The sequence below is a fragment of the Mesorhizobium sp. B2-3-6 genome (genome assembly GCF_006442305.1).
Taxonomy (GTDB): Bacteria; Pseudomonadota; Alphaproteobacteria; order Rhizobiales; family Rhizobiaceae; genus Mesorhizobium.
This window is the reverse complement of sequence record NZ_VFVW01000005.1, coordinates 61,063-81,575: the sequence shown is the minus strand read 5'-3', so window position 1 is coordinate 81,575 and position 20,513 is coordinate 61,063. Positions and strand designations below refer to the sequence as shown.

The window sequence follows — 20,513 nt, the reverse complement described above, 5'->3', positions numbered from 1 at the left end:
GGAGGAGATCACGCTCATCTCACAGCGCCTTCACCGCCACCTTCACCGGCTTTTCGATTTCGAGCGGGTTGCGCAGCGGCAGGCCGAAATCGCCGGCCTCGATCTCGAACACGTCGCCGGCTTCGGTCTTGATGCCGTCGGCGAAGGACAGGGTCGCGGTGCCGAACATGTGCACATGCACGTCGCCCGGCTGGCGAAAAGCCGAATATTTGAAATGGTGGTGTTCGAGATTGGCGATGGTGTGCGACATGTTCGCTTCGCCCGACAGGAACGGCTTTTCCCACATCAACTTGCTGTCGCGCCAGATGCGTGAGGAGCCCCTGATGTCGGCGGGCAGGTCGCCGACCAGGATCTCAGGTCCGAAGGAGGCGTTGCGCAGCTTGGAATGGGCGAGGAAGAGGTAGTTCACGCGTTCGGTCACATGGTCGGAAAATTCGTTGGACAGAGTGAAGCCGACCCGGAACGGCGCGCCGTCGTCGCCGATGACATAGATGCCGGCAACCTCGGGCTCCTCGCCGGCATCCTTGGCGAAGGCAGGTGACAGGAGCGCGGCACCCGGCGCCACGGCCATCGTGCCATTGCCCTTGTAGAACCATTCCGGCTGCACCCCGATCTGGCCTTTCGCGGGTTTGCCGCCTTCCAGCCCCATGCGGAACATCTTCATGGAATCGGTGAGCTGCTCTTCGCCGTCGGTGCTGAGCTTCTTGTGCATGGAATCGCGCGTTGCCGCCGAGCCGAGATGCGTGAGCCCCGTGCCGGTCAGATGCAGATGCGCCGGATCGGGATGATTGATCGGCGACAGCAGCCGCCCCTTCTTGTAGGCGGCGTCGAGATCGACGGTCTCGCCAAGTCCCTTGCGTTCGATCAGCGCGGCAAGGCCCACGCCGGTACGAGCGGCTTCCATCGCCAGCGAATAGACGCTGCGCGCGCCGTTGATGATCCGGGTCTTGCCGCCCGTGCGTGCAACGACACGGATGGTCTCGGCGTCGTCGAGAATCTGCGAGATCAGCATGATCAGTCCTCTCTCATATCTTGGCATGGCTGCCTTCTGGCAAACCCTGACCTGCGCGGCTCGGACTGGCCGTGCCACGGGTTGAACTCGTCGTCCGGATTGCGCTCGCGAGCCCGGTCCCTGAAGGGCTTCTTCAAGCCGGCGAATTGCCGGCAGCGCCGCGACCGTATGCCTCCTGCTTGCCTCGCCTGAAACCTGTTCAGGCCTTGTTCTTGTTGTAGACGTCGAAGATCACGGCGCCGAGCAGCACCAGGCCCTTGACCACTTGCTGCCAGTCGACATTGACGCCCATGATCGACATGCCGTTGTTCATCACGCCCATGATGAAGCCGCCGACCACCGCGCCGATGACCTGACCGACGCCGCCCATCGCCGAGGCGCCGCCGATGAACACCGCGGCGATGACGTCGAGCTCGCTGCCGAGGCCTGCCGCCGGCACGGCCTGGCCAAGGCGCGCCGCGATGATCAGGCCGCCAAGCGCCGACAGCACGCCCATATTGACGAACACGTAAAGCGTCAGCCGCTCGGTCTTGATGCCCGACAGCTGCGCGGCCTTGGCGTTGCCGCCCATCGCATAGATGCGGCGGCCGATCGTCATGCGCTTGGTGACGAAGACGAACAGCGAGATCAGCAGGCCCATGACGAGCAGCACCACCGGCAGGCCCCGATAGCTGGCGAACTGGTAGACCAGGAACAGCGCCAGCGCGCTGCCGACCAGCGTCTTGATGACGAACAGGGTAAAGGGCTCGGCCTCATAGCCGTGGCGTTCGCGTTTGCGTCGCGTCCGTAGCCCGAAATAGGCATAGGCCAGCACGGCGATCAGGCCCAGCACGATCGTCGTCATGTGCAGCGTCAGACCGCTGCCCATAATCGTCTTGCCGGCTGCATTCACCGTTGGCGGGATCAGCGTCAGCGGTCCGATGACATCTGGAATGAAGCCGGAGCTGAGCGCCTTGAACTCGGGCGGCAGCGGTCCGACCGAAGATCCGCCGCCGAGCAGCGCCTGGCATATGCCGCGGAAGATCAGCATGCCGGCCAGCGTCACGATGAAGCTCGGTATTCGATGGTAGGCGATCCAGTAGCCTTGCGCCGCGCCGATCAGGCCGCCAACGATCAGGCAGACGATGGAAACCACCAGCGGGTTGCTGAATATGCCGAGAGGCCAGATCACCATCATCATCGCCGCCAGCGCACCGATGAAGCCGGCCACGGACCCCACGCTGAGGTCGATATGGCCCGATACGATGACCAGCAGCATGCCGAGCGCCATCACGATGATGAAGGAGTTCTGCTGCACCAGATTGCTCAGGTTCACCGGCTTGAACAGCGTTCCCGAGGTGGTGAACTGGAAGAACACCATGATGGCGATCAGCGCCAGGATCAGGCCGTATTCGCGCAGGTTCGTCGCCAGCGCCGATACGGCGATGCGTGGACGCTGCCCTACATCTTCGGCGACGTTGCTTTGCGGGGCGGGGGCGCTTTCCGTGCTCATGCTGCTTTTCCTTCTCCCCGAACGATGGCGCGCATTATTCTTTCTTGGCTTGCGTCCGCCGCGGGCATTTCGCCGACGATGCGGCCTTCGTTCATGACATAGATGCGGTCGGTGATGCCGAGCAGTTCTGGCATTTCCGACGAGATGACCACGATCGCCTTACCTTCGGCCGCAAGGCGCGCGATGATCGTATAGATTTCATATTTGGCGCCGACATCGATGCCGCGCGTCGGCTCGTCCAGGATCAGCACTTCCGGGTCGGCGAACAGCCATTTCGACAGCACCACCTTCTGCTGGTTGCCGCCGGAAAGATTGCCGGTCATCTGATAGACGCTGGAGGCGCGGATGTTGGTCTGCTTGCGATAGTCGTTGGCGACGGCAAGCTCGCGCAAATCGTCGATCACGCTGTGGCGCGACACGCCGCCGAGATTGGCCAGCGTAATGTTGTGCTTGATATGGTCGATGAGATTGAGGCCGTAGGTCTTGCGATCCTCGGTCACATAGGCAATGCCGTGTTCGACCGCCCTGCTCACAGAGGAGACGTCGATCGGCTTGCCCTTGAGCAGCACCTCGCCGGTGATGCGGCGCCCATAGGAGCGGCCGAACAGGCTCATGGCGAATTCGGTTCGCCCGGCGCCCATCAGCCCGGCAATGCCGACCACCTCGCCCTTGCGCACATTGATGTCGATGCCCTTGATCACCTGCCGCTCGGCATGGAGCGGGTGATAGACCGACCAGTTCTTCACCTCGAACACGACCTCGCCGATATCGGGCTCGCGCGGCGGATAGCGATCGTCGAGCGAACGGCCGACCATCGAGGTGATGATGCGGTCTTCCGAGATGTCCTTCCTGGACAGCGTCTCGATGGTTCGCCCGTCGCGGATGACGGTCACCTTGTCGGCGACCCGGTTCACCTCGTTGAGCTTGTGCGAGATCAGGATCGAGGTCATGCCTTGCCGCTTGAATTCGAGCAGAAGGTCGAGCAGCGCCTGGCTGTCCTTTTCGCTAAGCGACGCCGTCGGCTCGTCGAGGATCAGGAGCTTGACCTCCTTGCTCAGCGCCTTGGCGATCTCGACCAGCTGCTGCTTGCCGACACCGATATTGGTGATCAGCGTCTTGGGGTCCTCCTTGAGGCCCACCTTCTTCAGCAGCGCGCTGGTGCGCGCCTCGTTGGCATTCCAGTCGATGACGCCGTATCGGGCGTGTTCGTTGCCGAGGAAGATGTTTTCGGCGATCGACAGCATCGGCACCAGCGCAAGCTCCTGGTGGATGATGACGATGCCCTTGCGTTCGCTGTCATGAATGCCTTTGAACTGGCATTCCTGGCCCTGAAAGATGATCTGGCCGTCATAGGTGCCGGAGGGATAGACGCCCGACAGCACCTTCATGAGCGTCGATTTGCCGGCGCCGTTCTCGCCGACCACGGCGTGGATCTCGCCTTCCTCGACCCGAAGGTTGACGTTCGACAGCGCCTTGACGCCGGGAAACGTCTTGGTGATGTCCTGCATCTCCAAAATCGTCGAGGCCATGGGTAAAGTGCTCCTGCGAGACCCGCAACAATACCGGGGTCGCTGGTGAACGAAAAGGGGCCCTGCGTTGCGCAGGACCCCTGGCTATGCAACCGAATTTACTTCAGTTCGTCGGCCTTGATGTAGCCGGAGTCGACGACCAGGGCCTGGTAGTTCGACTTGTCGACCTCATGCGGCGTCAGCAGGATCGAGGGAACGACCTTGACGTCGTTGTTGTAGGTCTTGGTGTCGAGGCCTTCCGGCTTGCCGCCCGAGAGCACCTTGTCGACGAGCTCGACGGTGGCCTTGGCCAGTTCGCGGGTGTCCTTGAACACGGTCGAGTACTGCTCGCCCGAGATGATCAGCTTCACCGAGGCGGTCTCGGCGTCCTGGCCGGTCACGATCGGCCACGGCTGGGCCTCCGTGCCGTAACCGACAGCGCGCAGCGAGGCGGTGATGCCGCGCGACAGGCCATCATAGGGCGACAGAACGCCATCGACGCGGCTGCCGTCCGAATAGTTGGCCGACAGCAGATTGTCCATGCGCGCCTGGGCGGTGGCGGCGAGCCAGCGCAGCGTGCCGACCTTGTCCATGCCGGTCTGGCCGGACTTGATCTTGATCGAACCGTCGTCGATCAGCGGCTGCAGGACGGAAATCGCGCCGTTGTAGAAGAAGAAGGCGTTGTTGTCGTCGGGTGAGCCGCCGAACAGTTCGACGTTCCACGGCTTGGTATTCGGGAAGCGCTCCTTGAGGCCCTTGACCAGCGAATTCGCCTGGATCACGCCGACGCCGAAATTGTCGAACGTGGTGTAGTAGTCGACATTGGGCGTCTTCTTGATCAGGCGGTCATAGGCGACGACGACGACGCCGGCATCAGCGGCCTTCTGCAGCGCATCCGACAGGGTGGTGCCGTCGATCGAGGCGATGATCAGCGCCTTCGGACCCTTGGTGATTTCGTTTTCCAGCTGGCTGAGCTGGTTGGGGATGTCGTCCTGCGCATATTGCAGGTCGACCGTATAGCCCAAAGCCTCGAGCTGGGACTTGACGGCATCGCCGTCGTTGATCCAGCGCTGCGAGGTCTTGGTGGGCATCAGCACGCCGACGAGACCCTTGTCGGCGGCGTGCGCCGAATAGGTCATGGCAGCGATGCCAAGGGCCGCGACGGCGGCCAGCGTCTTGATGATCTTCACAATTACTCTCCCTGGTTGATGGACGCGACACCTCGGGGCTTCGCGGGCCGCGCAGGCGAGCAGGAGCGCAAGCGCCGCTGTCGTCTATCGATCTCCGGTATCCTCCCAATCGGCCCTGGGACTGATTTCAATCGACACGATTTTCCTCGTCATCGACTGGCACGCCCCAGGACGCGCGAAGGGTGTGTCCCTTTGCCATAACTGTCAAATGCGATCTTTGATGATTGCTATACCGAAACTGGTATACGTTGACGCTAAACTCAAGGGCATTGGGAGCGAAGGGAAATCAATGGCAACGTTGCGCAATCCTGGCGGGATTTCAGAAGGTTACGAGGTGCTCCCCGGTGACGGCGAGACCCTGCTGCGCAGCGGCCTCAGCCTGCGCCATATGCGCATGATCGTTGCACTGGACGATCACGGCCGGGTCAGTTCCGCCGCCCAGGTCATGAATATCTCACAGCCGGCGGCCTCGCGCATGATCGCCGAGATGGAAGCCGTGCTGGACGTCACGCTCTGCGAAAGGCTGCCGCGCGGCGTCACCTTGACGCCCTATGGCAAGGCGCTCGCCAGGCGCGCGCGCTCCATCCTCTTGGAGATGCGCGAGGTCGATCGCGAGATCTCCGAACTCAAGGCGGGCAAGGGCGGCTCGGTGTTCCTTGGTGCGGTGACGGCGCCCGCGATCGAGCTCGCGGTGCCGGCGATCCGCGAAATCCGCCGCATCTACCCGCGCATCGAGATCACCATGCAGGTCGAGACCTCCAACGTGCTGGCGCGCGAGTTGATCGCGTCGCGCCATGACTTCATCATCGCGCGCATCCCCGACGATCTCAACCCGCGGCTGTTCGAGTCCCGTGTGATCGGCGTCGAGAAAGCCTGCCTGATCGTGCGCCGGGGCCATCCGCTGACCGAGGGCAAGGCGGTGCGGTTGGAGGAGACCGCGGCCTATGACTGGGTTTTCCAGTCCGGCGGCTCGCCGCTGCGCCAGGCCATGGAGAGCAATTTCCTGAACCGCAACATCGCGCTGCCGGACCGCATCCTCAACACCAGTTCGCTGCTCCTGACCCTGGTCATGGTCGCGCACTCCGACGCCATCGCGCCGGTCTCGATCCAGGTGGCGAAATTCATCCAGAATCCCGAAGGGCTGGCCGGCGCCATCGATGTCGTCCAGACCGAATTCGACATCGAGGTCCGGCCCTACAGCCTGATCACAGTGAAGAACCGCGCCCTGTCGCCGGCGGCAAAGATGCTGCATGACTTCATCCTGCGCGAAGTGGGATGACCGGAACAAAAACCAGGTAAGTGCGTTCAAAGGCCAATCGGCGTTCGCGCCGGAGCTCGTTTTGAGCCGGGGAACGATGCGCCGATGATAAACAACTCGGGAGATTTTGATGGAACGTCGGTTGTTTCTTACTGGAATGCTTGGCGTCGCGGGGGCCGTTGCTTTTGCAGGCCTGGCCAGGCCCGGCACAGCAGTTGCCGGGGTCCCGAACGGCAACGGAATCCTTGACGAGCTCGACAAGGACGACCTCGACAGGGCTGATGCGGCCGTCTTCGAAGGAGACGATCAAGCCGAGGTGGAGCAGATCTCGCATCGCCGGTGGCATCGCCGGCACCGTCGTCATGGGCGCCGCCGCGCCTGGCGCAGGGTCTGCCGCAGCTATTGGCGCCGCGGCCGCCGCCATGTCCGCTGCTGGCGCAGGCGCGTCTGGGTTAGTGTTTGGCTCTAAAACGATACCGGGAAAACGGCTGGAGCGGTTTTCCCGGAATTGCGCGAGAAACCGGTAGTTGGAGCGGCTTGGTAAGGGCTCAAACCCTTGCTGCGCAGACTGGAGCGGGTAGCGGGAATCGAACCCGCGCGTTCAGCTTGGGAAGCTGGGTGTGATGCTTATATTTCAGGGGCTTAGCTGTAAAACAGGCCGATTTTCGACCAGAAATTATCCAATGAAATCAATGGCGCTGTAAAACCGTTGAGCGCCGCCCTGTGTCGTCGCCCATGCCCAAATTTGGGCAGCAGAGACGCTATTCAGTCCACGGTCCGCCTGGCGGCCACCGACCGGCGTGCGGTTCTTCATTCAGAAGTGGTGCCAAGAATATTCGTAGTCCATCGATGATGGTAGTGAAATCGCCGGGCGCCGCCGCCATACGCTCCCGCGTCAGGAAAGCCCGCCACTGACCGCTCTTTGCGGCTGCGAAGGCAACGCTCAGTCCTGTCGGTATCTCGGTTGGCCAGGCCGTTTGGCGTCGCTCGAACGTTCGTCTGATCGCGGAGGAAAGAACGCTCCCTTCAAAGCTGAAGGTCCTTGCGATCATCCACAGGTCGTAGAAGTCCTTCATGCGGCTATTGGCGACGCCCAGCCTTGCCAGGGCCTCAAATTTTTCCGCAACGACCGTCTCCGGCGGGTAGGCGCGAAGGCGGGGCGGTGGCGAGTCGAGCAAGGTTGGGTATTCAAGGTCGACCGGCGCCGGCGTCACCACGTCACCGAAGCCGACGTCGACCTGAATGGGCACACGTGCGCCGGCAATCGTCGCGGCAGTCCTGACACGAACGCCGGCATACTCCGCGTCATTGCGGATCGGCTCGGCCGTAAGTCCAGCAACGTCGAACTCGACACCGTCATCCTCCACAGGTGTCGAGCAGATTGCTCGGAAGCACTCGACCATTGTGGCGACACCTGCATCGCCGCTTCCGAGAAGATCCAGGTCGCGCGTAGGGCGGAAGGGATTGTCGAGCCAGGCCGCAAACAGCATCGCGCCCTTCAGGAGAAAGCGCTCGCGTTCGGTGGATATGCTGAGCCTGTAGAGTAGCCGCTCAAGCGCATACCGTGTTAGCAGCAGCTGGAAGTCGGCCCGCTCCTCGCGAGCGCGATCGAGCAGGCGGGCTCTGACCGAGGCGCCAACGTTGCGAAGCTCACGCGCCATTGGCGACCATTGCCTCAACGTAGGGGCGCATCACCGACCAGACCCGGCCAGACTGGGCGAATTTCCACAGTTGATCCGGCGTGACCTGGCGCGTCCTGAGCCCTTCTCGGAGCCCCTCGATCGCGATGTCGAGTCCAATCTTGTTGCGGTAGCGAAAGCAGTCCACGATGGCTTTTGCGGGCTCGAACACTGGAACGTCGATGCCTTCGATGCGGTGCCGTTTGATGCCTTCCGTGAGGGCATGGCCACTGAAGCGGACAAAACGGATGGGCGGATAGTCGACTTTCGGTTTCCAACCCGTTCGATCAATGGCCATCCAGATGGCTGAGGGCATCTGCAGCGTCAGATCGTGGAATTGCAGCGCTGAGGTGAGGCAGACCACCCCTTTGGGAACCAGCGCCGAAGCTTCAGCGATTGAGCGACGCGCATCTGGCATGGCTTCTGCCAGTTGGTAGAGGCCACGCGCGAGCCGCACGACCTCACCCTCGCGAACCAGACGGGCCATTGTCTCCGGACTCACTCCCGCCCCGGTCAGGTCGCGCAGACGGACCAGACTGCCATCCAGCAGCAGTGCACGGGCTTGATCGCGTTGTGTAGGCTTGTGTGACATATCCTCGACGTCTAGGCGTAATAGAAGAGGTTATATCACATACAATTGCTCTCCGTAATGACTTTATCCTCTGCGAGAGCTGGCTCGCTTGAATACCCGTCACCCCCCACGAAATCCCCGACAGACCGTCGCTATAAAGAAATTAGCAGCACATCGAAGATGCGATTTCAGAGGAAAGTGACGATGAGTAACCGCTCCGGCAAGCCCTTCGCAGGCACCAGGCTCGCAAAGTATCTTGAAAAGCGCATCCTCGAGCTGAGGCCGAAGAAGACCCAGATTGCGATTGCCGCCGAAGCCGGATTCGTCAACCCCAACATGCTCGCCATGATCAAGGCCGGCACGGCAAAGCTGCCTCTCGACAGGGTGTCGGCTTTGGCGACTGCCCTCGACTGCGATCCCGTGATGCTATTCCAGCTGGCGATCGAGCAGCTCGGCGGCGACACCACCGAGCTTGCCGTCCGGCAGATCTTCGGGACGCCGGTCACCGAGAACGAAGTGGCATGGCTCGAGGAAATTCGCCGCGCGTCCGATCAGACCAATCCAAGCCTCACCTCGAAGGCGCAGTCTGCTCTCCGAGGGATATTCGGCAAATGAGCGGCGAGCAAGACCTATCCATCAAGAGTTGGCGCCGGATTGCTGAAAATCGGGCCGAAGGAGGTAACGGGACTCCGGAGTTGTGGGCGAAATAATGAAGGCGCGCCCGGACGCCTCCTTCCCTAATTGGTCCGTCTATTCGTTCTAAAACGCCTAAGACATCGCGATTATGCACATTGCATCATTTCACGATGGTCGATCCGATGTCTTTGCATCCGGCGCCAAGTCGATAACGAACTGTGCCGTCAAGTCTGCGGAATATGTTTTGGAGCTTGCGGTGCAAGGGGTCTCATCATTCGTAAACAGCGAGTCACTACGCGTTCCGGTAGATGCTACGCTTCACTGGTCGGTCGAAGCTGTTCCCGCTCGCTAGTGGACCTTTTATGTGTCTTTACTGATCGGTCCATTAGCCGATCAAGATGTTGACGTTGATCTGAAAAAGCTGGAATCGGCTCAAATGTGTCAACCAAATGTAAAGTTACGACAACTTAGCCGCGGGTTTTGGCTGTTTTGGTTGTCGTTTTGGTTGACAGATGGCGGCCTGATGACCGAAATGGCCTGTTTGATGGCCGTAGGTTGACAGTTTTCGGATCCAAGTTGACTGTTTGCGGTTGCGCCGTCAACCTAGAAGCACAACCCTAGACTGATAATTGCCCAAGGCTAAGGGTAATGTCTATTGGTATGCTTGGCGCGGTGGTCCGCGCCTTGTTGGGATGCCGAGCACACCGGAGTTCTTCGCGTCCTACAATGAGGCGATTGCCAGCCGCACGTCGCCTGACAACAACCGCTTTCGATCGTTGGTCACGCAATACAAGGCGAGCGCCGACTACAAGAAACTCGCCGAGTCGACGCGACGTAACTGGGGTCCCTGGCTCGACCGGATTGCCGGCCATTTCGGGGAACTGCGCATCGCCCAGTTCGATCGGCCGGAAAGATCAGACCAATAATCCGCCGGTGGCGCGCGGCATATGCCGAGACGCCCAGGTCTGCCGACTACGGCATGCAGGTTCTCTCTCGCGTGCTCTCATACGCGGTAGATCCACTCGGCAAGATTGGCTCGAACCCTTGCGAAGGCGTCAAACAACTTTACAGCGGCTCTCGCTCGGAGATCATCTGGACAGACAGCGACGTCGGGCATCTGAAGAAGACGTGCTCGGCCGAAATTGCTCATGCCGTCGACCTGGCTGCATGCACTGGTCTTCGGGTAGGCGATCTCGTCCGCCTGTCATGGTCCCATGTCGACGAGGATGCCATAACCATCACCACAGGCAAAAGCAGACACCAGCGCGAAGGCATCATTCCGCTCTATCGGGAACTGCGCGACGCCCTCGGGCGGATACCGAAGCGCTCACCTGTCATCCTGACCAGCAGCAAGAAGCGCCCATGGACTGTCAACGGTTTGGCTAGCTCGTTCTCCGACGCCAAGAAGATCGCATGGCCGAAAGGCGATGACCTGCACTTCCATGATCTTCGGGGCACGGCCGCGACCAAATTTTACACCGCCGGCCTGACCGAGCGCGAGATCGCCGAGATCATGGGCTGGGAAGAGGACCATGTTTCGCGCATCATAAGGCGTTATGTGAGCCGCGGAGCCGCAATCAAGGAGCGCATCCGAAAACTCGATCAGGCCAAAAAGTGAACGTTCTGTGTAAAACTACCTGTAAAACCGCTGGTTTTCGGCACTCGCCAAATCAGGCGCAAACCCTTGCGGCATATGCTGGAGCGGGTAGCGGGAATCGAACCCGCGCGTTCAGCTTGGGAAGCTGACAGGCTACCATTACATCATACCCGCGCAGCAGCCTCGTTACCATGAGGGCTGGCCATCGGGCAATCGCAAAGCGGCTCACTTTCCACACGGTACCGTCCCAGCGACCGGCGCGCCGCATGCCGGTCACGCCTGCTATTTCACTTTCGCGATCTCGGTGCCGGCTGCAAAGCTCGGCCAGTATCTCGAGATGGCGAGTGCTGCGCCCGCCGAAGAGAAGTGACCATAGTCGAAATAGAGAAATTGCTTGTTGCCGGCATCGGCATACGAGCAGCCTGCGGCGTCGCACAGATAGGTCAGCGGGTCTATGAAGTCAGCGCCTTTGACGAAGGGCAGAACCCGCTTGTTGATGTCCGGATCCATGGCCATCGGCCAGGACATGTTCGCGGCATCTCCTCGTCTTGCGAAGAAGGCGATTTTCTGGACGTCGGCGATGAATTCGGGAGACTGGCCGATGACGTAGACCTTGACGCCCATCTGGCGAAGCCGGTCGATCGTCTTCTGGAGACCGCCGAAGCCCCTGACCTCGTAGTCGGTCCATCGGCCACTCAGGATCACGGCCTGAATGTTGGCTTCGCGGATGATCGACATGGCCCGCTCGTTGAAGCTGGTACAGGCAGGTCGGGCATAGGAAAAATAGGTCAGGTCCGGGGGGCAGCCGGCATAGGTGTATTGGATGACGTTAGCCTGGATTTTCTGGGCGTTGGCTTCAAGTCCCGAGACATAGTGGGCGGCGAAGGAATCGCCCCACAACAGCACATTGGTGGCAAAGCCGCTCGTTCGGGTGCAGGCGGCAAGGTTCCAGTCCTCGATCCGGTTCGAGCCTTCGTTGAAGCAGGTGCCGTTGCGCCAGTCGCCAACCTGGATCCGTTCCGTTGAAAAGTCCGGGAAGCGTTCCGGAAAACCGTTGCCGAGCGCCCCGGCCACGCCGCCGACGCAGAGCAGGACGATTGCCGTCGCGGAAAAGGCGAAGATAGGCAGCGGTGCGGTGTAGGCCCGTTTCCGCCGAAACGGCTGCTCGACATATTTCCACGAGAACGCCGCCAGGGCGAAGCTTGCCACGGTCATGGCGATGATCGTCGGCACGCCGATGGCTTTCAGCGAAACGTAATGGACGAAGGAATTGATCGGCCAATGAACGAGGTAGAGCGAATAGGAAATGAGGCCGATCCAGACCAGCGGCGGAAACTGCAACACCCGCGTGGCGATGGTTGCCGGCCCCTGTTCGCCCGCCCTTTCGTGGCCGGCATAGATGAGCAGCGCGGTGCCGATGCAGGGGAACAAGGCATTGTAGCCCGGAAAGGGGTCGCTCTCCGAAATCGTGACGAAGCCGAAGGCGACCATGGCAAAGCCGGCGAGGCCGATCAGTTCCATTGCCGGCCGGCTGGCAAGTGCCGGCGGCTTTCTCAGCATCAGCATGGCCCCCAGCGCCAGTTCCCAGATGCGCGTCGGCAACAGGTAGAAACCCGCCGTGGGCGCCATCGAGGTCGCCATGACCGCCAAGGCGAAACTGCCGATCGCGATCGGCAGCAATATCGTCAGCCAGCGTTTCGAGGCATAGCGATAGATCAGGTACACCAGTATCGGCGCGAAGATGTAATATTGCTCTTCGACCGAGAGCGACCATGTGTGCAGCAGCGGCCGCAGCTCGGCGTCGATCGAGAAATAGTTCGTCGTCTTCCAGAAATAGATGTTCGACCAGAAGGTCGAGGCCGCGATGACGCTGAGGCTGAATTCGTGCAGGTCCGATGGCAAAAGGATGAACCAGGCGGCAGTGCCTGCGAGCACGATGACGAAGGTCAGCGCCGGCAGGATGCGCCGCGCGCGGCGCCAATAGAAGCGGCCGATCGAAAACTGGCCGCGTTCGAGATCGTCGAGCAGGCTGCCGCTGATCAGATAGCCCGATATGACGAAGAAGATGTCGACGCCGGTGAAGCCGCCTGGGATGGCGGACAAGCCGAAATGAAAGAGGACGACAGGCAGCACCGCTATGGCCCGCAGGCCGTCGATGTCGCGTCTGTAGTTCATGCGGCCGGTTCGCGCGCCATGGCCGGCGGCAGTCGTGGCGCACCCGGTTCACCGGCCCATGCGGCGGCATTGCCGCGATGCGAGAAAGCCTTGATTCTCGATCCCACTTTGTTCGTCCTCTCCGGTGCAATTTGCTGCACCGCAACATCGGTGTCAAGGCGAATGCTGGAGGGCCGAAGCCGGTTTGGGCTGGCGCCGCGGATCAGGCGCCGGGCAGGTAGATCACGGCGTATTCGTCCGCGTAGGCCCGCTTCCAGCCCAATTCCTCGAAGAAGGGAATGCGGGTGTCGCCGGCCGCCAGCAGCGCCCAGCCTATGGCGTATTTCTTCAGCCGGGCCTCGAGCAGTGGTTTGCCGTCACTGTGTCCGGTCGCGTCGTCGGTTTTCGTGAACCCGTCCAGGAACAGCTGGTCCGTCCTGCCGTCGATGTAGGTCTTGATCCCGTGGAAGATCAGCGTGCCGCCGAAATTGTAGGAATTCAGCACGTTGCCGGACAGGTGCTGATCCCTTGCGAAGGCGAGTGCTCCGCTGGCGGACGTCTTCGGGCTCGGCGCGATCTGTTGGACGCTGCCGAGGACCGAGACCGCGCCGATCAGCAGGACGGCCACCGCGCCTGAGATTGCGTAGTAATGCCTGGCGAAGAAATTTTCCAATCCGTCGCGCTTTTGCGCCAGCCAGATCGCGGCTGAAAGTGCGGGATATTGCTGTGCGACCTCAGCCATGATCACTAGCGGAACCAGAAGGAAGAACAGATACATGAACCGCTGGTGACTGAGATAGGCATGCAAGGTGAAGACGATGAACAGTGCCTTGGCCCAGCCAATCCGCAGTCGTGACACCAACAGCCCGAAAAGCGCCAGCAGCATCACGGCTTCCTTGACGAGCTCTTCCTGGGCGTTGAAGGGCCGCCACTCCAGGATAAGCGGCACCGCTTCATTGCCATAGGCGACGGTAAGCGTCGCCAGGATGGCCTTGACGCCATAGGGATGGACCAGGCTGACCACTGGGCAGAGCAGGCCGAACGCGACCCATTTCGCCAGGAGAACCGGTTTCGACAGGCCTATGCGCGACAGGAGATACAGACCGGCAAAGCCGGCGATGACGAAGCTCAAGGTGAATGTGGCATGCAGGTTCGCCCACAACACGACGAGCGCGAGCAGCCACGGGGATGGCGCTCTTTCCTCCTGCGCCGCGCGAAACAGCATTGCCGTCCAAATGACGATGATCGGCAAAGTGAAGACGTGGGGGCGCGCCGTATAGATCGGGGCGACAAGGAAAGCCGCGACGAAAGCCAGCACCACCGCTAACACCGGCTTCAGCCATGCGCTGAGGAACCATCCCATCAGGAAGACTGTCAGACCGATCGTGGCGATGATCAGCGTGACGACGCCATTCCAGCCACCGGCCCCATAGGCGAGCGCCAGAAGCACCTGCCCCAGCCATTCCTTGGCGATCCAGGGCTGGCCGGCGAAGGTATAGGAATAGGGGTCGACAGTCGGAAATGTCCGGTTCGCCAGGAAATCCAGCCCGACCTTCACCTGCCACCAGCTGTCAGGATCCAGAAGGAGGGAGTTGGCATGCCTCATCAGCACGTAGGCAATGGTGCAGGCGCAGAAAAGACAGAACAACAGCCTGCTGCGCTGTGCGTCTTCGAGCGACGGCGTAGCCATCGCGATTGCCGTGGCTTGGTTCATGTCGCGGCTCCCGGCCATTTCGCGTTCGTTCCGGTCGAGAGGTCCCGTCGCGGCCGATCGATCGTGGCCTTAGCCACGCGCGGCTCTCTTCACCATTTCCTGGAGGCGGTGGACAGGCAGGTCCTGGTTTTCGACGGCCACATCGCTTCGCGAAACGATCTCGTTGACGAAATAGAGCGGCCGCCGCTTCGTCTCCATGTACATCCGGCCGAGATATTCGCCGAATATGCCGAGCACCAGAAGCTGAACACTGCCCAGGATCAGCATGATCGCGGCAAGGCTGGTCCAGCCCGGCAGCACGTTTCCCAGCGACCACTCGAGCAGCGTATAGCCGAGCACGACCATCCCCAGCACGCCGGAAAGCATTCCCAGAAGCGAGGCAAACCGCAACGGCGCGATGGAAAAGCTGGTCATCGCGTCGACAGCCAGGAGAACCATTTTCTTCAGCGGATAGTGGGTGGCGCCGGCGAAACGCCGTTGCCGCTCATAGGAGAAGGCGGCCTGTCTCAGCCCGATCCAGCTCACCATGCCGCGAATGAACCTGTAGCGCTCCGGCATGGCGTTCAGATGGTCGAGGGCGCGGCGGCTCATCAGCCTGAAATCCCCGGTGTCCGGCGCGATCTCGACGTCGACCATCCGGCGCAGCAGCCGGTAGAACATCGACGCGGAAGCCAGCTTGAACCAGCCTTCGCCATCACGCTTGGCCCTTTGACCGTAAACGACGTCGAAGCCTTCATCCATCTTCGCCATCATCGCGCCGAGCAGTTCAGGCGGATCCTGGAGATCGGCATCGAGAATGAGGATGCGCTGGCCCCGGCAGAACTCCAGCCCCGCGCTCAGCGCGATCTGGTGGCCATAGTTGCGGGCAAGGTCGATGGCGACGACATGGTCGTCCTTTTGCGCCAGTTCGAAAACGGCCTCGCGGGTGCCGTCGGTCGCCCCATCGATGACGAGCACGATCTCGTAGGAAGGGTTTTGCGCCAGGCAAGCGGCGGTGACGCGTCGGTGAAGCTCAGCCACGCCGTCCCGCTCGTTATAGCACGGCACGACAACCGAAAGCATGACCGCGCGGCGCGCGCCGATTTTTTCCGCTTCCATCAAAGCCTAGCTCCCGCTCCAGGAATGGCAATAGCGGCAATTGGTTAGAAAACAGATAAGCCGGCCGCGATCAGCCGCCGCCGGCTGCTCGCCTGCCATGCGCCTATGGTCGCCGGCTTGGTACCAGGGCACGATCCGCGTTAACGAGTTCCTTCGGAGCCTTCGACGGTGCGCTGTTGACGGAGCCTTGAACGGATAAACCCGCCTGTGCGGCGGGTCCCTGGCGCAACTCAGCACCATAGCCAAATATCTACCATAGTTGCCTTCACCCCGTCAAGGAAAAAATTCCTAGTAAGGAACCGCTGGCACAGCCGGATTGGCCGCCACAGGCTTTGTCGGCCAGGGTTCGGCGCCTTGGCCCGTCCGGCTTGAAGCGGGGCGGCCAAGTGCGTATTTCTGATCCTGTCGCCGAATCGGGCGATCAGAGCCGGAGACAGGTCTTGTCCGCATTGACGCGCTTTCTCGGCGACACCCCGCTCAGGGTACTCCTGAAGTTGCTGGTGGTGTCGTTCCTCGTCGGCCTCGTCATGACCGCCTTCGGCTGGTCGCCGATGGACGTGCTCTACGGCATCCGCAAATTCTTCCTGGATCTCTGGAATCTGGGCTTTCATGCCATCGACCGCTTCCTGGGTTATATTCTGCTGGGTGCGGCGATCGTGGTTCCGGCGTTCATCCTGCTCAGAATCGCCAACTACAGGAAATAGCGGTCAGGCGTAGTCCGCCGCCGCCTCGAACAGAATGGCATGGCGCGCCGCGAGCGCGGCTACGTCGGTCGAATAGCCGCCGCCGATGACGCCGCATAGCGCGATGCCGCGCGAGCGGAAGTGACCGATCACCATGGCGTCGCGGGCACGAAGCCCGTCGTTTGAAAGCGCCAGCCTGCCGAGCCGGTCCTCGGCATGGACGTCGACGCCGGCATTGTAGAAAACGATGTCCCAGCGCGCATGGGCGGACAGCTCCGGCAAGATGGCGGCCAACCTTTCGAGATAGGCGGCATCGCCCGTGCCGTCGGGCAGTGCGACATCGAGGTCGGAGGCGATCTTGCGCGCGGGGTAGTTGCGCTCGCCATGCATGGAGAAGGTGAACACGCGCTGATCGCCAGCCAGGATATCCGCCGTGCCGTCGCCCTGATGCACATCCAGATCGACCACGAGTATGTTCCGCGCCGCGCCTTCGGCAAGCAGCACCAGCGAAGCGACGGCGACGTCGTTGAAGGTGCAGAAGCCCGCGCCTTGCGCGCGCCGCGCATGATGGCTGCCGCCGGCGGTGTTGCAGGCAATGCCGTGGCGCAAGGCCAGCCGGGCCGCCAGCACGGTGCCGCCGGTGGCGAGTTGGGCGCGCAGCGAGACGCGCGGGCCGACCGGAAAGCCGATCTCGCGTTCGATCTTTTCCGGCACCGAACAGCTGATGACCTGGTCGACATAGTCAGCCGCATGGGCACGCTTCAGCCATGGTGCGGGTGCCGCTTCCGGCATGCTGAGCGCCCCCTGCATGGCCAGTCCGCGTGCGCGCAAGGCCTCCATCAGCAGCGGATATTTGCTCATCGGAAAGCGATGGTTGACGGCGAAGCCGGCGTCGTAGTCGGGATGATGGACGATCTGGAGGGACATGGACCGGATCCGGCGGCTCGCGCCAGACCGGAATTTCGGTTGGCCGCCATGGCAAGGGTGGATTGCGCGGTGGCCGGAAAATGGGGCACACCGGCTGTTCGATCAAGCCGCAATCAGCAAGGCAGCAATTCTTTGGAGAAGGGTGCAATCCCAGCCGACGCCGGATCCCCAATCGTTCCCGGATCCTTTGTCGTCACCAACCGCACGGTGCTCGTCATCGCCGTGCCGATGACGCTCGCCTACCTGACGACGCCGCTGCTCGGCATGGTCGATACGGCTGTTGTCGGACAGCTCGGCGACGCCGCCTTGCTTGGCGGCCTGGCGGCAGGCGCACTGGTCTTTGACGTCGTCTTCACCACCTTCAATTTCCTGCGCTCCGGCACCACCGGTCTGGTCGCCCAGGCTTTCGGGCGCAACGACGCGCTGGAGGAACAGGCGGTGTTCTGGCGCGCGGTGCTGATCGCTGTTGTCGCCGGCATCGTGCTGGCGGCGCTTTCGCCGCTGATCGCGGCCGGCGGGCGGGGGTTCATGGATGCCGGGCCGCGCGTCAGCGAGGCGATGGGCGTCTATATCGGCATCAGATTGCTCGCGGCACCTGTCTCGCTGATCAACTACGCCATTCTCGGCTATGTCCTCGGCCGAGGCGAGGGCGGGCTCGGGTTGGTGCTGCAGCTGGTGCTGAACGGCATCAACATCGCGCTCTGCATCCTGCTTGGCCTGGAGCTTGGCTGGGGCGTCGCCGGCGTCGCATGGGCAACCGTCACCGGCGAATTCCTGGCCATGTTACTTGGCCTCGCCATCGTCATCAGGCGGTTCAGGGCAAGTCCGCCCGTGCCACGCCAACGCCTGCTCGACATGAGCGCGTTCCTGCGCATGCTGTCGCTCAACCGCGATATCATGATCCGCTCGTTCTCGCTGCTTGCCGCCTTTGCGCTGTTCACCCGCCAGGGTGCGCAATTCGGCACGGTCACGCTGGCCGCCAACGCCGTGCTGATGAATTTTTTCCTCGTCGCAGGCTATTTCCTCGACGGTTTCGCCACCGCCGCGGAACAGCTCGCCGGCCGCGCCGTCGGTGCGCGGGCTGAGCACCCGTTCCGGCGCGCGGTGCGGTTGACCCTGTTCTGGGGTTTCGGATTGGCGGGTGCCGCAACCCTGGTGCTTCTGCTGGCCGGTGCCAATCTGGTTGCCGTCGTCACCACGTCGCAGGAAGTCCGCTCGGTGGCCGACACCTACCTGCCCTGGGCGGCCTTCACCGCACTAAGCGGCGTGCTGGCTTTCCAGATGGACGGCGTCTTCATCGGCGCGACCTGGTCGCGCGACATGCGCAACATGATGCTTTTGTCTTTCCTGGCCTTCGCGGCCGCGCTGATTACGCTGGCGCCCGCTTTCGGCAATCATGGCCTGTGGGCGGCATTGCATGTCTTCCTGCTGGTGCGTGGCCTCAGCCTGCTGGCCATCCTGCGGCTGCGGCTGCGGACGGCATTCAGTTGAGCGGCCTTGAAGCCCATTGGTCGAGATGGCGGTCGCGCAAATCGCTGATGGAGTTGAGCCGTTCCGTGTCGGCGAAACGCGCCATGCCGGCGACGATGCGTCCCGGCAGCGCCGGCCCGGCATAGATCATGCCGGTGTAAAGCTGGACGAGATCCGCGCCTGCGCGGATCTTCTCGAGCGCCGTCTCGGCGGAGTTGACCCCACCCACGCCGATGATGGCCATGTCCGGCCCCAGCAGCCTGCGCATACGGGCCAGCACGATGGTCGAGCGCTCGAATAGCGGCCGGCCGGAAAGCCCGCCGGTCTCGCTTGCCGCGCCGCTGGAGCGTAGCGCCGGGCGAGAAATGGTGGTGTTGGACACGATGATGCCGTCTATGGCCTTCTGGGTGACCTCGGCGGCGATGTCTTCCAGCTCGGCTTCGACCAGGTCCGGCGCAATCTTGAGAAACACCGGCGGCTGCCTTGCCGCCGCCGCGCGCGCGGCCATGACGCGCGACAGGAGCTCGCCAAGCTGTTCGCGCGCCTGCATGGTGCGCAGGCCGGGCGTATTGGGCGAGGAAATATTGACGGTGAGATAGCTGGCGTAAGGCGCGAAGCGGATGACACCGCGCTCATAGTCGTTGACGCGGTCGGCGCTGTCCTTGTTGGCGCCGATGTTGACGCCGACGATGCCGGAGCGCTCCTCGCGGCCGACCAGGCGTTTCTCGGCGGCCGCATGGCCTTCATTGTTGAAGCCGAGCCGGTTGATCACCGCTTCATCCGCCGGCAACCGGAAGATGCGCGGCTTCGGATTGCCAGGCTGCGGCAGCGGCGTCACCGTGCCGACCTCGGCAAAGCCGAAGCCGAGGCCGAGAAGCGCATCGGGCACCTCCGCATTCTTGTCATAACCGGCAGCCATGCCGAGCGGATTGGGAAAATCGAGGCCGCAGAGGCTGACCTTCAGCCGTGCGTCGCGCGCCGTCCGTGCGCCGACCGGCAGGCCGCAGCGCAGCGCCGCGATCGACAGGCCATGCGCGGTTTCCGGGTCGAACGTGAAGAGCAGCTTCTGGCCAATCCGGTCGAGCACGCTCATTCGGCCTCCAGCGCCGGGAACTGGTGGGTGCCGTCGGCGCCGAGCGGCAGCGGCCGAACCCACAGCACGGCTTTCAGGTCGAGCACGCCGTAGAGGTGCGGAAACAGCGCGCCGCCGCGGGAGGCCTCGTATTTTAGCGCATCGCCCAGGCTGGTCCCGTCGATGGCGACCAGCAGAAGCCCCGCCTGGCCGGCAAAATGTTTCGCCGCCGTCTCTTTGACCTGTGCCGCCGTGGAGAAATGGATGAAGCCGTCGGCGACATCGATCGGCGCTCCGGTGAAGCGGCCGTTCGCTTCGGCCTCGCGCCAAGGCCCTTCCGGGGTTATCTTGTAGATAATCTGAGACATGGTTGCGCTATAGTCCGAACCAGCCGTGCGGGGAAGGCCGTGCCAAGGATCTTCCCCATTTCCGGCGCAAACATGCGATATCTC

The 20,513-nt window shown here is 62.2% G+C and carries 17 protein-coding genes, 1 tRNA gene and 1 pseudogene; 5 read left to right on the top strand and 14 right to left on the bottom strand.

Features of this window, described 5'->3' with window-relative positions; genetic code table 11:
- Window positions 1-19 precede the first annotated feature (19 nt).
- The 4 genes from araD1 to chvE all read right to left on the bottom strand — a co-directional run bounded on the left by araD1 (window position 20) and on the right by chvE (window position 5,202).
- Window positions 20-1,012 (bottom strand): AraD1 family protein, encoded by a 993-nt coding sequence (gene araD1 / locus FJ953_RS16400; protein WP_140550479.1) that lies wholly within the window; start codon window positions 1,010-1,012, stop codon window positions 20-22.
- Window positions 1,013-1,211: 199 nt separating this feature from the next.
- Window positions 1,212-2,504, bottom strand: coding sequence for a multiple monosaccharide ABC transporter permease (gene mmsB / locus FJ953_RS16395; protein WP_140496616.1), 1,293 nt, complete (start codon window positions 2,502-2,504; stop codon window positions 1,212-1,214).
- Window positions 2,501-4,033, bottom strand: coding sequence for a multiple monosaccharide ABC transporter ATP-binding protein (gene mmsA, locus FJ953_RS16390; protein WP_140496613.1), 1,533 nt, complete (start codon window positions 4,031-4,033; stop codon window positions 2,501-2,503). The genes mmsB and mmsA overlap by 4 nt, the downstream gene beginning before the upstream one ends.
- Before the next feature lie 98 nt (window positions 4,034-4,131).
- Window positions 4,132-5,202 (bottom strand): multiple monosaccharide ABC transporter substrate-binding protein, encoded by a 1,071-nt coding sequence (gene chvE / locus FJ953_RS16385; RefSeq protein ID WP_140496611.1) that lies wholly within the window; start codon window positions 5,200-5,202, stop codon window positions 4,132-4,134.
- A 289-nt stretch (window positions 5,203-5,491) separates the two neighbouring features.
- Here chvE and FJ953_RS16380 point away from each other — a divergent pair, with 289 nt between their 5' ends.
- Window positions 5,492-6,481: a LysR family transcriptional regulator gene (locus FJ953_RS16380; RefSeq protein ID WP_140496609.1), complete on the top strand. Its 990-nt coding sequence runs from the start codon at window positions 5,492-5,494 to the stop codon at window positions 6,479-6,481.
- On the opposite strand, the gene FJ953_RS16375 is transcribed toward FJ953_RS16380, so the two are convergent.
- From FJ953_RS16375 to FJ953_RS16360, 3 genes are all read right to left on the bottom strand, one after another.
- A complete protein-coding gene (locus FJ953_RS16375) occupies window positions 6,459-6,824 on the bottom strand; it encodes a hypothetical protein (RefSeq protein ID WP_140624801.1) in 366 nt (121 codons plus the stop codon). The two genes, FJ953_RS16380 and FJ953_RS16375, sit on opposite strands and share 23 nt — an antisense overlap.
- A gap of 397 nt (window positions 6,825-7,221) precedes the next feature.
- The gene (locus FJ953_RS16365; protein ID WP_140624800.1) at window positions 7,222-8,121 is read right to left on the bottom strand and encodes a nucleotidyl transferase AbiEii/AbiGii toxin family protein; all 900 of its coding nucleotides are present in this window, start codon (window positions 8,119-8,121) and stop codon (window positions 7,222-7,224) included.
- On the bottom strand, window positions 8,111-8,731 hold the full coding sequence (locus FJ953_RS16360) for a type IV toxin-antitoxin system AbiEi family antitoxin domain-containing protein (protein WP_140523979.1): 621 nt from the start codon (window positions 8,729-8,731) through the stop codon (window positions 8,111-8,113). Before FJ953_RS16360 ends, FJ953_RS16365 begins: the two co-directional genes overlap by 11 nt.
- Before the next feature lie 183 nt (window positions 8,732-8,914).
- Between FJ953_RS16360 and FJ953_RS16355 the strand changes: the two genes are divergently transcribed.
- Window positions 8,915-9,325, top strand: a complete 411-nt coding sequence (locus tag FJ953_RS16355) for a helix-turn-helix transcriptional regulator (protein ID WP_140624799.1) — start codon at window positions 8,915-8,917, stop codon at window positions 9,323-9,325.
- Between the two features lie 713 nt (window positions 9,326-10,038).
- Window positions 10,039-10,964: pseudogene (locus tag FJ953_RS16350) on the top strand (site-specific integrase).
- Window positions 10,965-11,043: 79 nt separating this feature from the next.
- Here the strand turns inward: FJ953_RS16350 and FJ953_RS16345 are convergent.
- The 4 genes from FJ953_RS16345 to FJ953_RS16330 form a co-directional block, all read right to left on the bottom strand.
- Window positions 11,044-11,117, bottom strand: a tRNA-Gly gene (locus tag FJ953_RS16345).
- Window positions 11,118-11,225: 108 nt separating this feature from the next.
- Window positions 11,226-13,118 (bottom strand): acyltransferase family protein, encoded by a 1,893-nt coding sequence (locus FJ953_RS16340; RefSeq protein WP_140624798.1) that lies wholly within the window; start codon window positions 13,116-13,118, stop codon window positions 11,226-11,228.
- Window positions 13,119-13,320: 202 nt separating this feature from the next.
- Entirely contained in the window at window positions 13,321-14,811 is a 1,491-nt protein-coding gene (locus tag FJ953_RS16335; RefSeq protein WP_140624797.1) for a hypothetical protein, read from the bottom strand.
- 69 nt (window positions 14,812-14,880) lie between these two features.
- Window positions 14,881-15,909 (bottom strand): glycosyltransferase family 2 protein, encoded by a 1,029-nt coding sequence (locus tag FJ953_RS16330; protein ID WP_140513269.1) that lies wholly within the window; start codon window positions 15,907-15,909, stop codon window positions 14,881-14,883.
- A gap of 440 nt (window positions 15,910-16,349) precedes the next feature.
- On the opposite strand from FJ953_RS16330, the gene FJ953_RS16325 reads away from it, so the two are divergent.
- A complete protein-coding gene (locus tag FJ953_RS16325; RefSeq protein ID WP_140496599.1) occupies window positions 16,350-16,613 on the top strand; it encodes a DUF6460 domain-containing protein in 264 nt (87 codons plus the stop codon).
- A 3-nt stretch (window positions 16,614-16,616) separates the two neighbouring features.
- Here FJ953_RS16325 and FJ953_RS16320 read toward each other — a convergent pair whose 3' ends face one another.
- Entirely contained in the window at window positions 16,617-17,519 is a 903-nt protein-coding gene (locus FJ953_RS16320; RefSeq protein ID WP_140624796.1) for a histone deacetylase, read from the bottom strand.
- A 228-nt stretch (window positions 17,520-17,747) separates the two neighbouring features.
- Between FJ953_RS16320 and FJ953_RS16315 the strand changes: the two genes are divergently transcribed.
- Window positions 17,748-19,010, top strand: a complete 1,263-nt coding sequence (locus tag FJ953_RS16315) for an MATE family efflux transporter (RefSeq protein WP_246674838.1) — start codon at window positions 17,748-17,750, stop codon at window positions 19,008-19,010.
- Here FJ953_RS16315 and FJ953_RS16310 read toward each other — a convergent pair.
- Together FJ953_RS16310 and FJ953_RS16305 are read right to left on the bottom strand one after the other, a co-directional pair.
- Complete coding sequence (locus tag FJ953_RS16310) at window positions 19,003-20,082, bottom strand: quinone-dependent dihydroorotate dehydrogenase (protein ID WP_140624794.1); 1,080 nt, start codon at window positions 20,080-20,082, stop codon at window positions 19,003-19,005. The two genes, FJ953_RS16315 and FJ953_RS16310, sit on opposite strands and share 8 nt — an antisense overlap.
- Entirely contained in the window at window positions 20,079-20,429 is a 351-nt protein-coding gene (locus FJ953_RS16305; RefSeq protein WP_140496591.1) for a DUF952 domain-containing protein, read from the bottom strand. The genes FJ953_RS16310 and FJ953_RS16305 overlap by 4 nt, the downstream gene beginning before the upstream one ends.
- Window positions 20,430-20,513: the final 84 nt, after the last annotated feature.

Coding starts and splice junctions, on each gene's coding strand:
- FJ953_RS16355 (WP_140624799.1), top strand. CDS start 8,915: ATGAGTAACCGCTCCGGCAAGCCCTTCGCAGGCACCAGGCTCGCAAAG.
- FJ953_RS16320 (WP_140624796.1), bottom strand. CDS start 17,519: ATGTCCCTCCAGATCGTCCATCATCCCGACTACGACGCCGGCTTCGCC.
- FJ953_RS16340 (WP_140624798.1), bottom strand. CDS start 13,118: ATGAACTACAGACGCGACATCGACGGCCTGCGGGCCATAGCGGTGCTG.
- FJ953_RS16335 (WP_140624797.1), bottom strand. CDS start 14,811: ATGAACCAAGCCACGGCAATCGCGATGGCTACGCCGTCGCTCGAAGAC.
- araD1 (WP_140550479.1), bottom strand. CDS start 1,012: ATGCTGATCTCGCAGATTCTCGACGACGCCGAGACCATCCGTGTCGTT.
- FJ953_RS16330 (WP_140513269.1), bottom strand. CDS start 15,909: ATGGAAGCGGAAAAAATCGGCGCGCGCCGCGCGGTCATGCTTTCGGTT.
- FJ953_RS16360 (WP_140523979.1), bottom strand. CDS start 8,731: ATGTCACACAAGCCTACACAACGCGATCAAGCCCGTGCACTGCTGCTG.
- mmsB (WP_140496616.1), bottom strand. CDS start 2,504: ATGAGCACGGAAAGCGCCCCCGCCCCGCAAAGCAACGTCGCCGAAGAT.
- FJ953_RS16375 (WP_140624801.1), bottom strand. CDS start 6,824: ATGACGACGGTGCCGGCGATGCCACCGGCGATGCGAGATCTGCTCCAC.
- FJ953_RS16310 (WP_140624794.1), bottom strand. CDS start 20,082: ATGAGCGTGCTCGACCGGATTGGCCAGAAGCTGCTCTTCACGTTCGAC.
- FJ953_RS16365 (WP_140624800.1), bottom strand. CDS start 8,121: ATGGCGCGTGAGCTTCGCAACGTTGGCGCCTCGGTCAGAGCCCGCCTG.
- mmsA (WP_140496613.1), bottom strand. CDS start 4,033: ATGGCCTCGACGATTTTGGAGATGCAGGACATCACCAAGACGTTTCCC.
- FJ953_RS16305 (WP_140496591.1), bottom strand. CDS start 20,429: ATGTCTCAGATTATCTACAAGATAACCCCGGAAGGGCCTTGGCGCGAG.
- FJ953_RS16315 (WP_246674838.1), top strand. CDS start 17,748: ATGACGCTCGCCTACCTGACGACGCCGCTGCTCGGCATGGTCGATACG.
- FJ953_RS16380 (WP_140496609.1), top strand. CDS start 5,492: ATGGCAACGTTGCGCAATCCTGGCGGGATTTCAGAAGGTTACGAGGTG.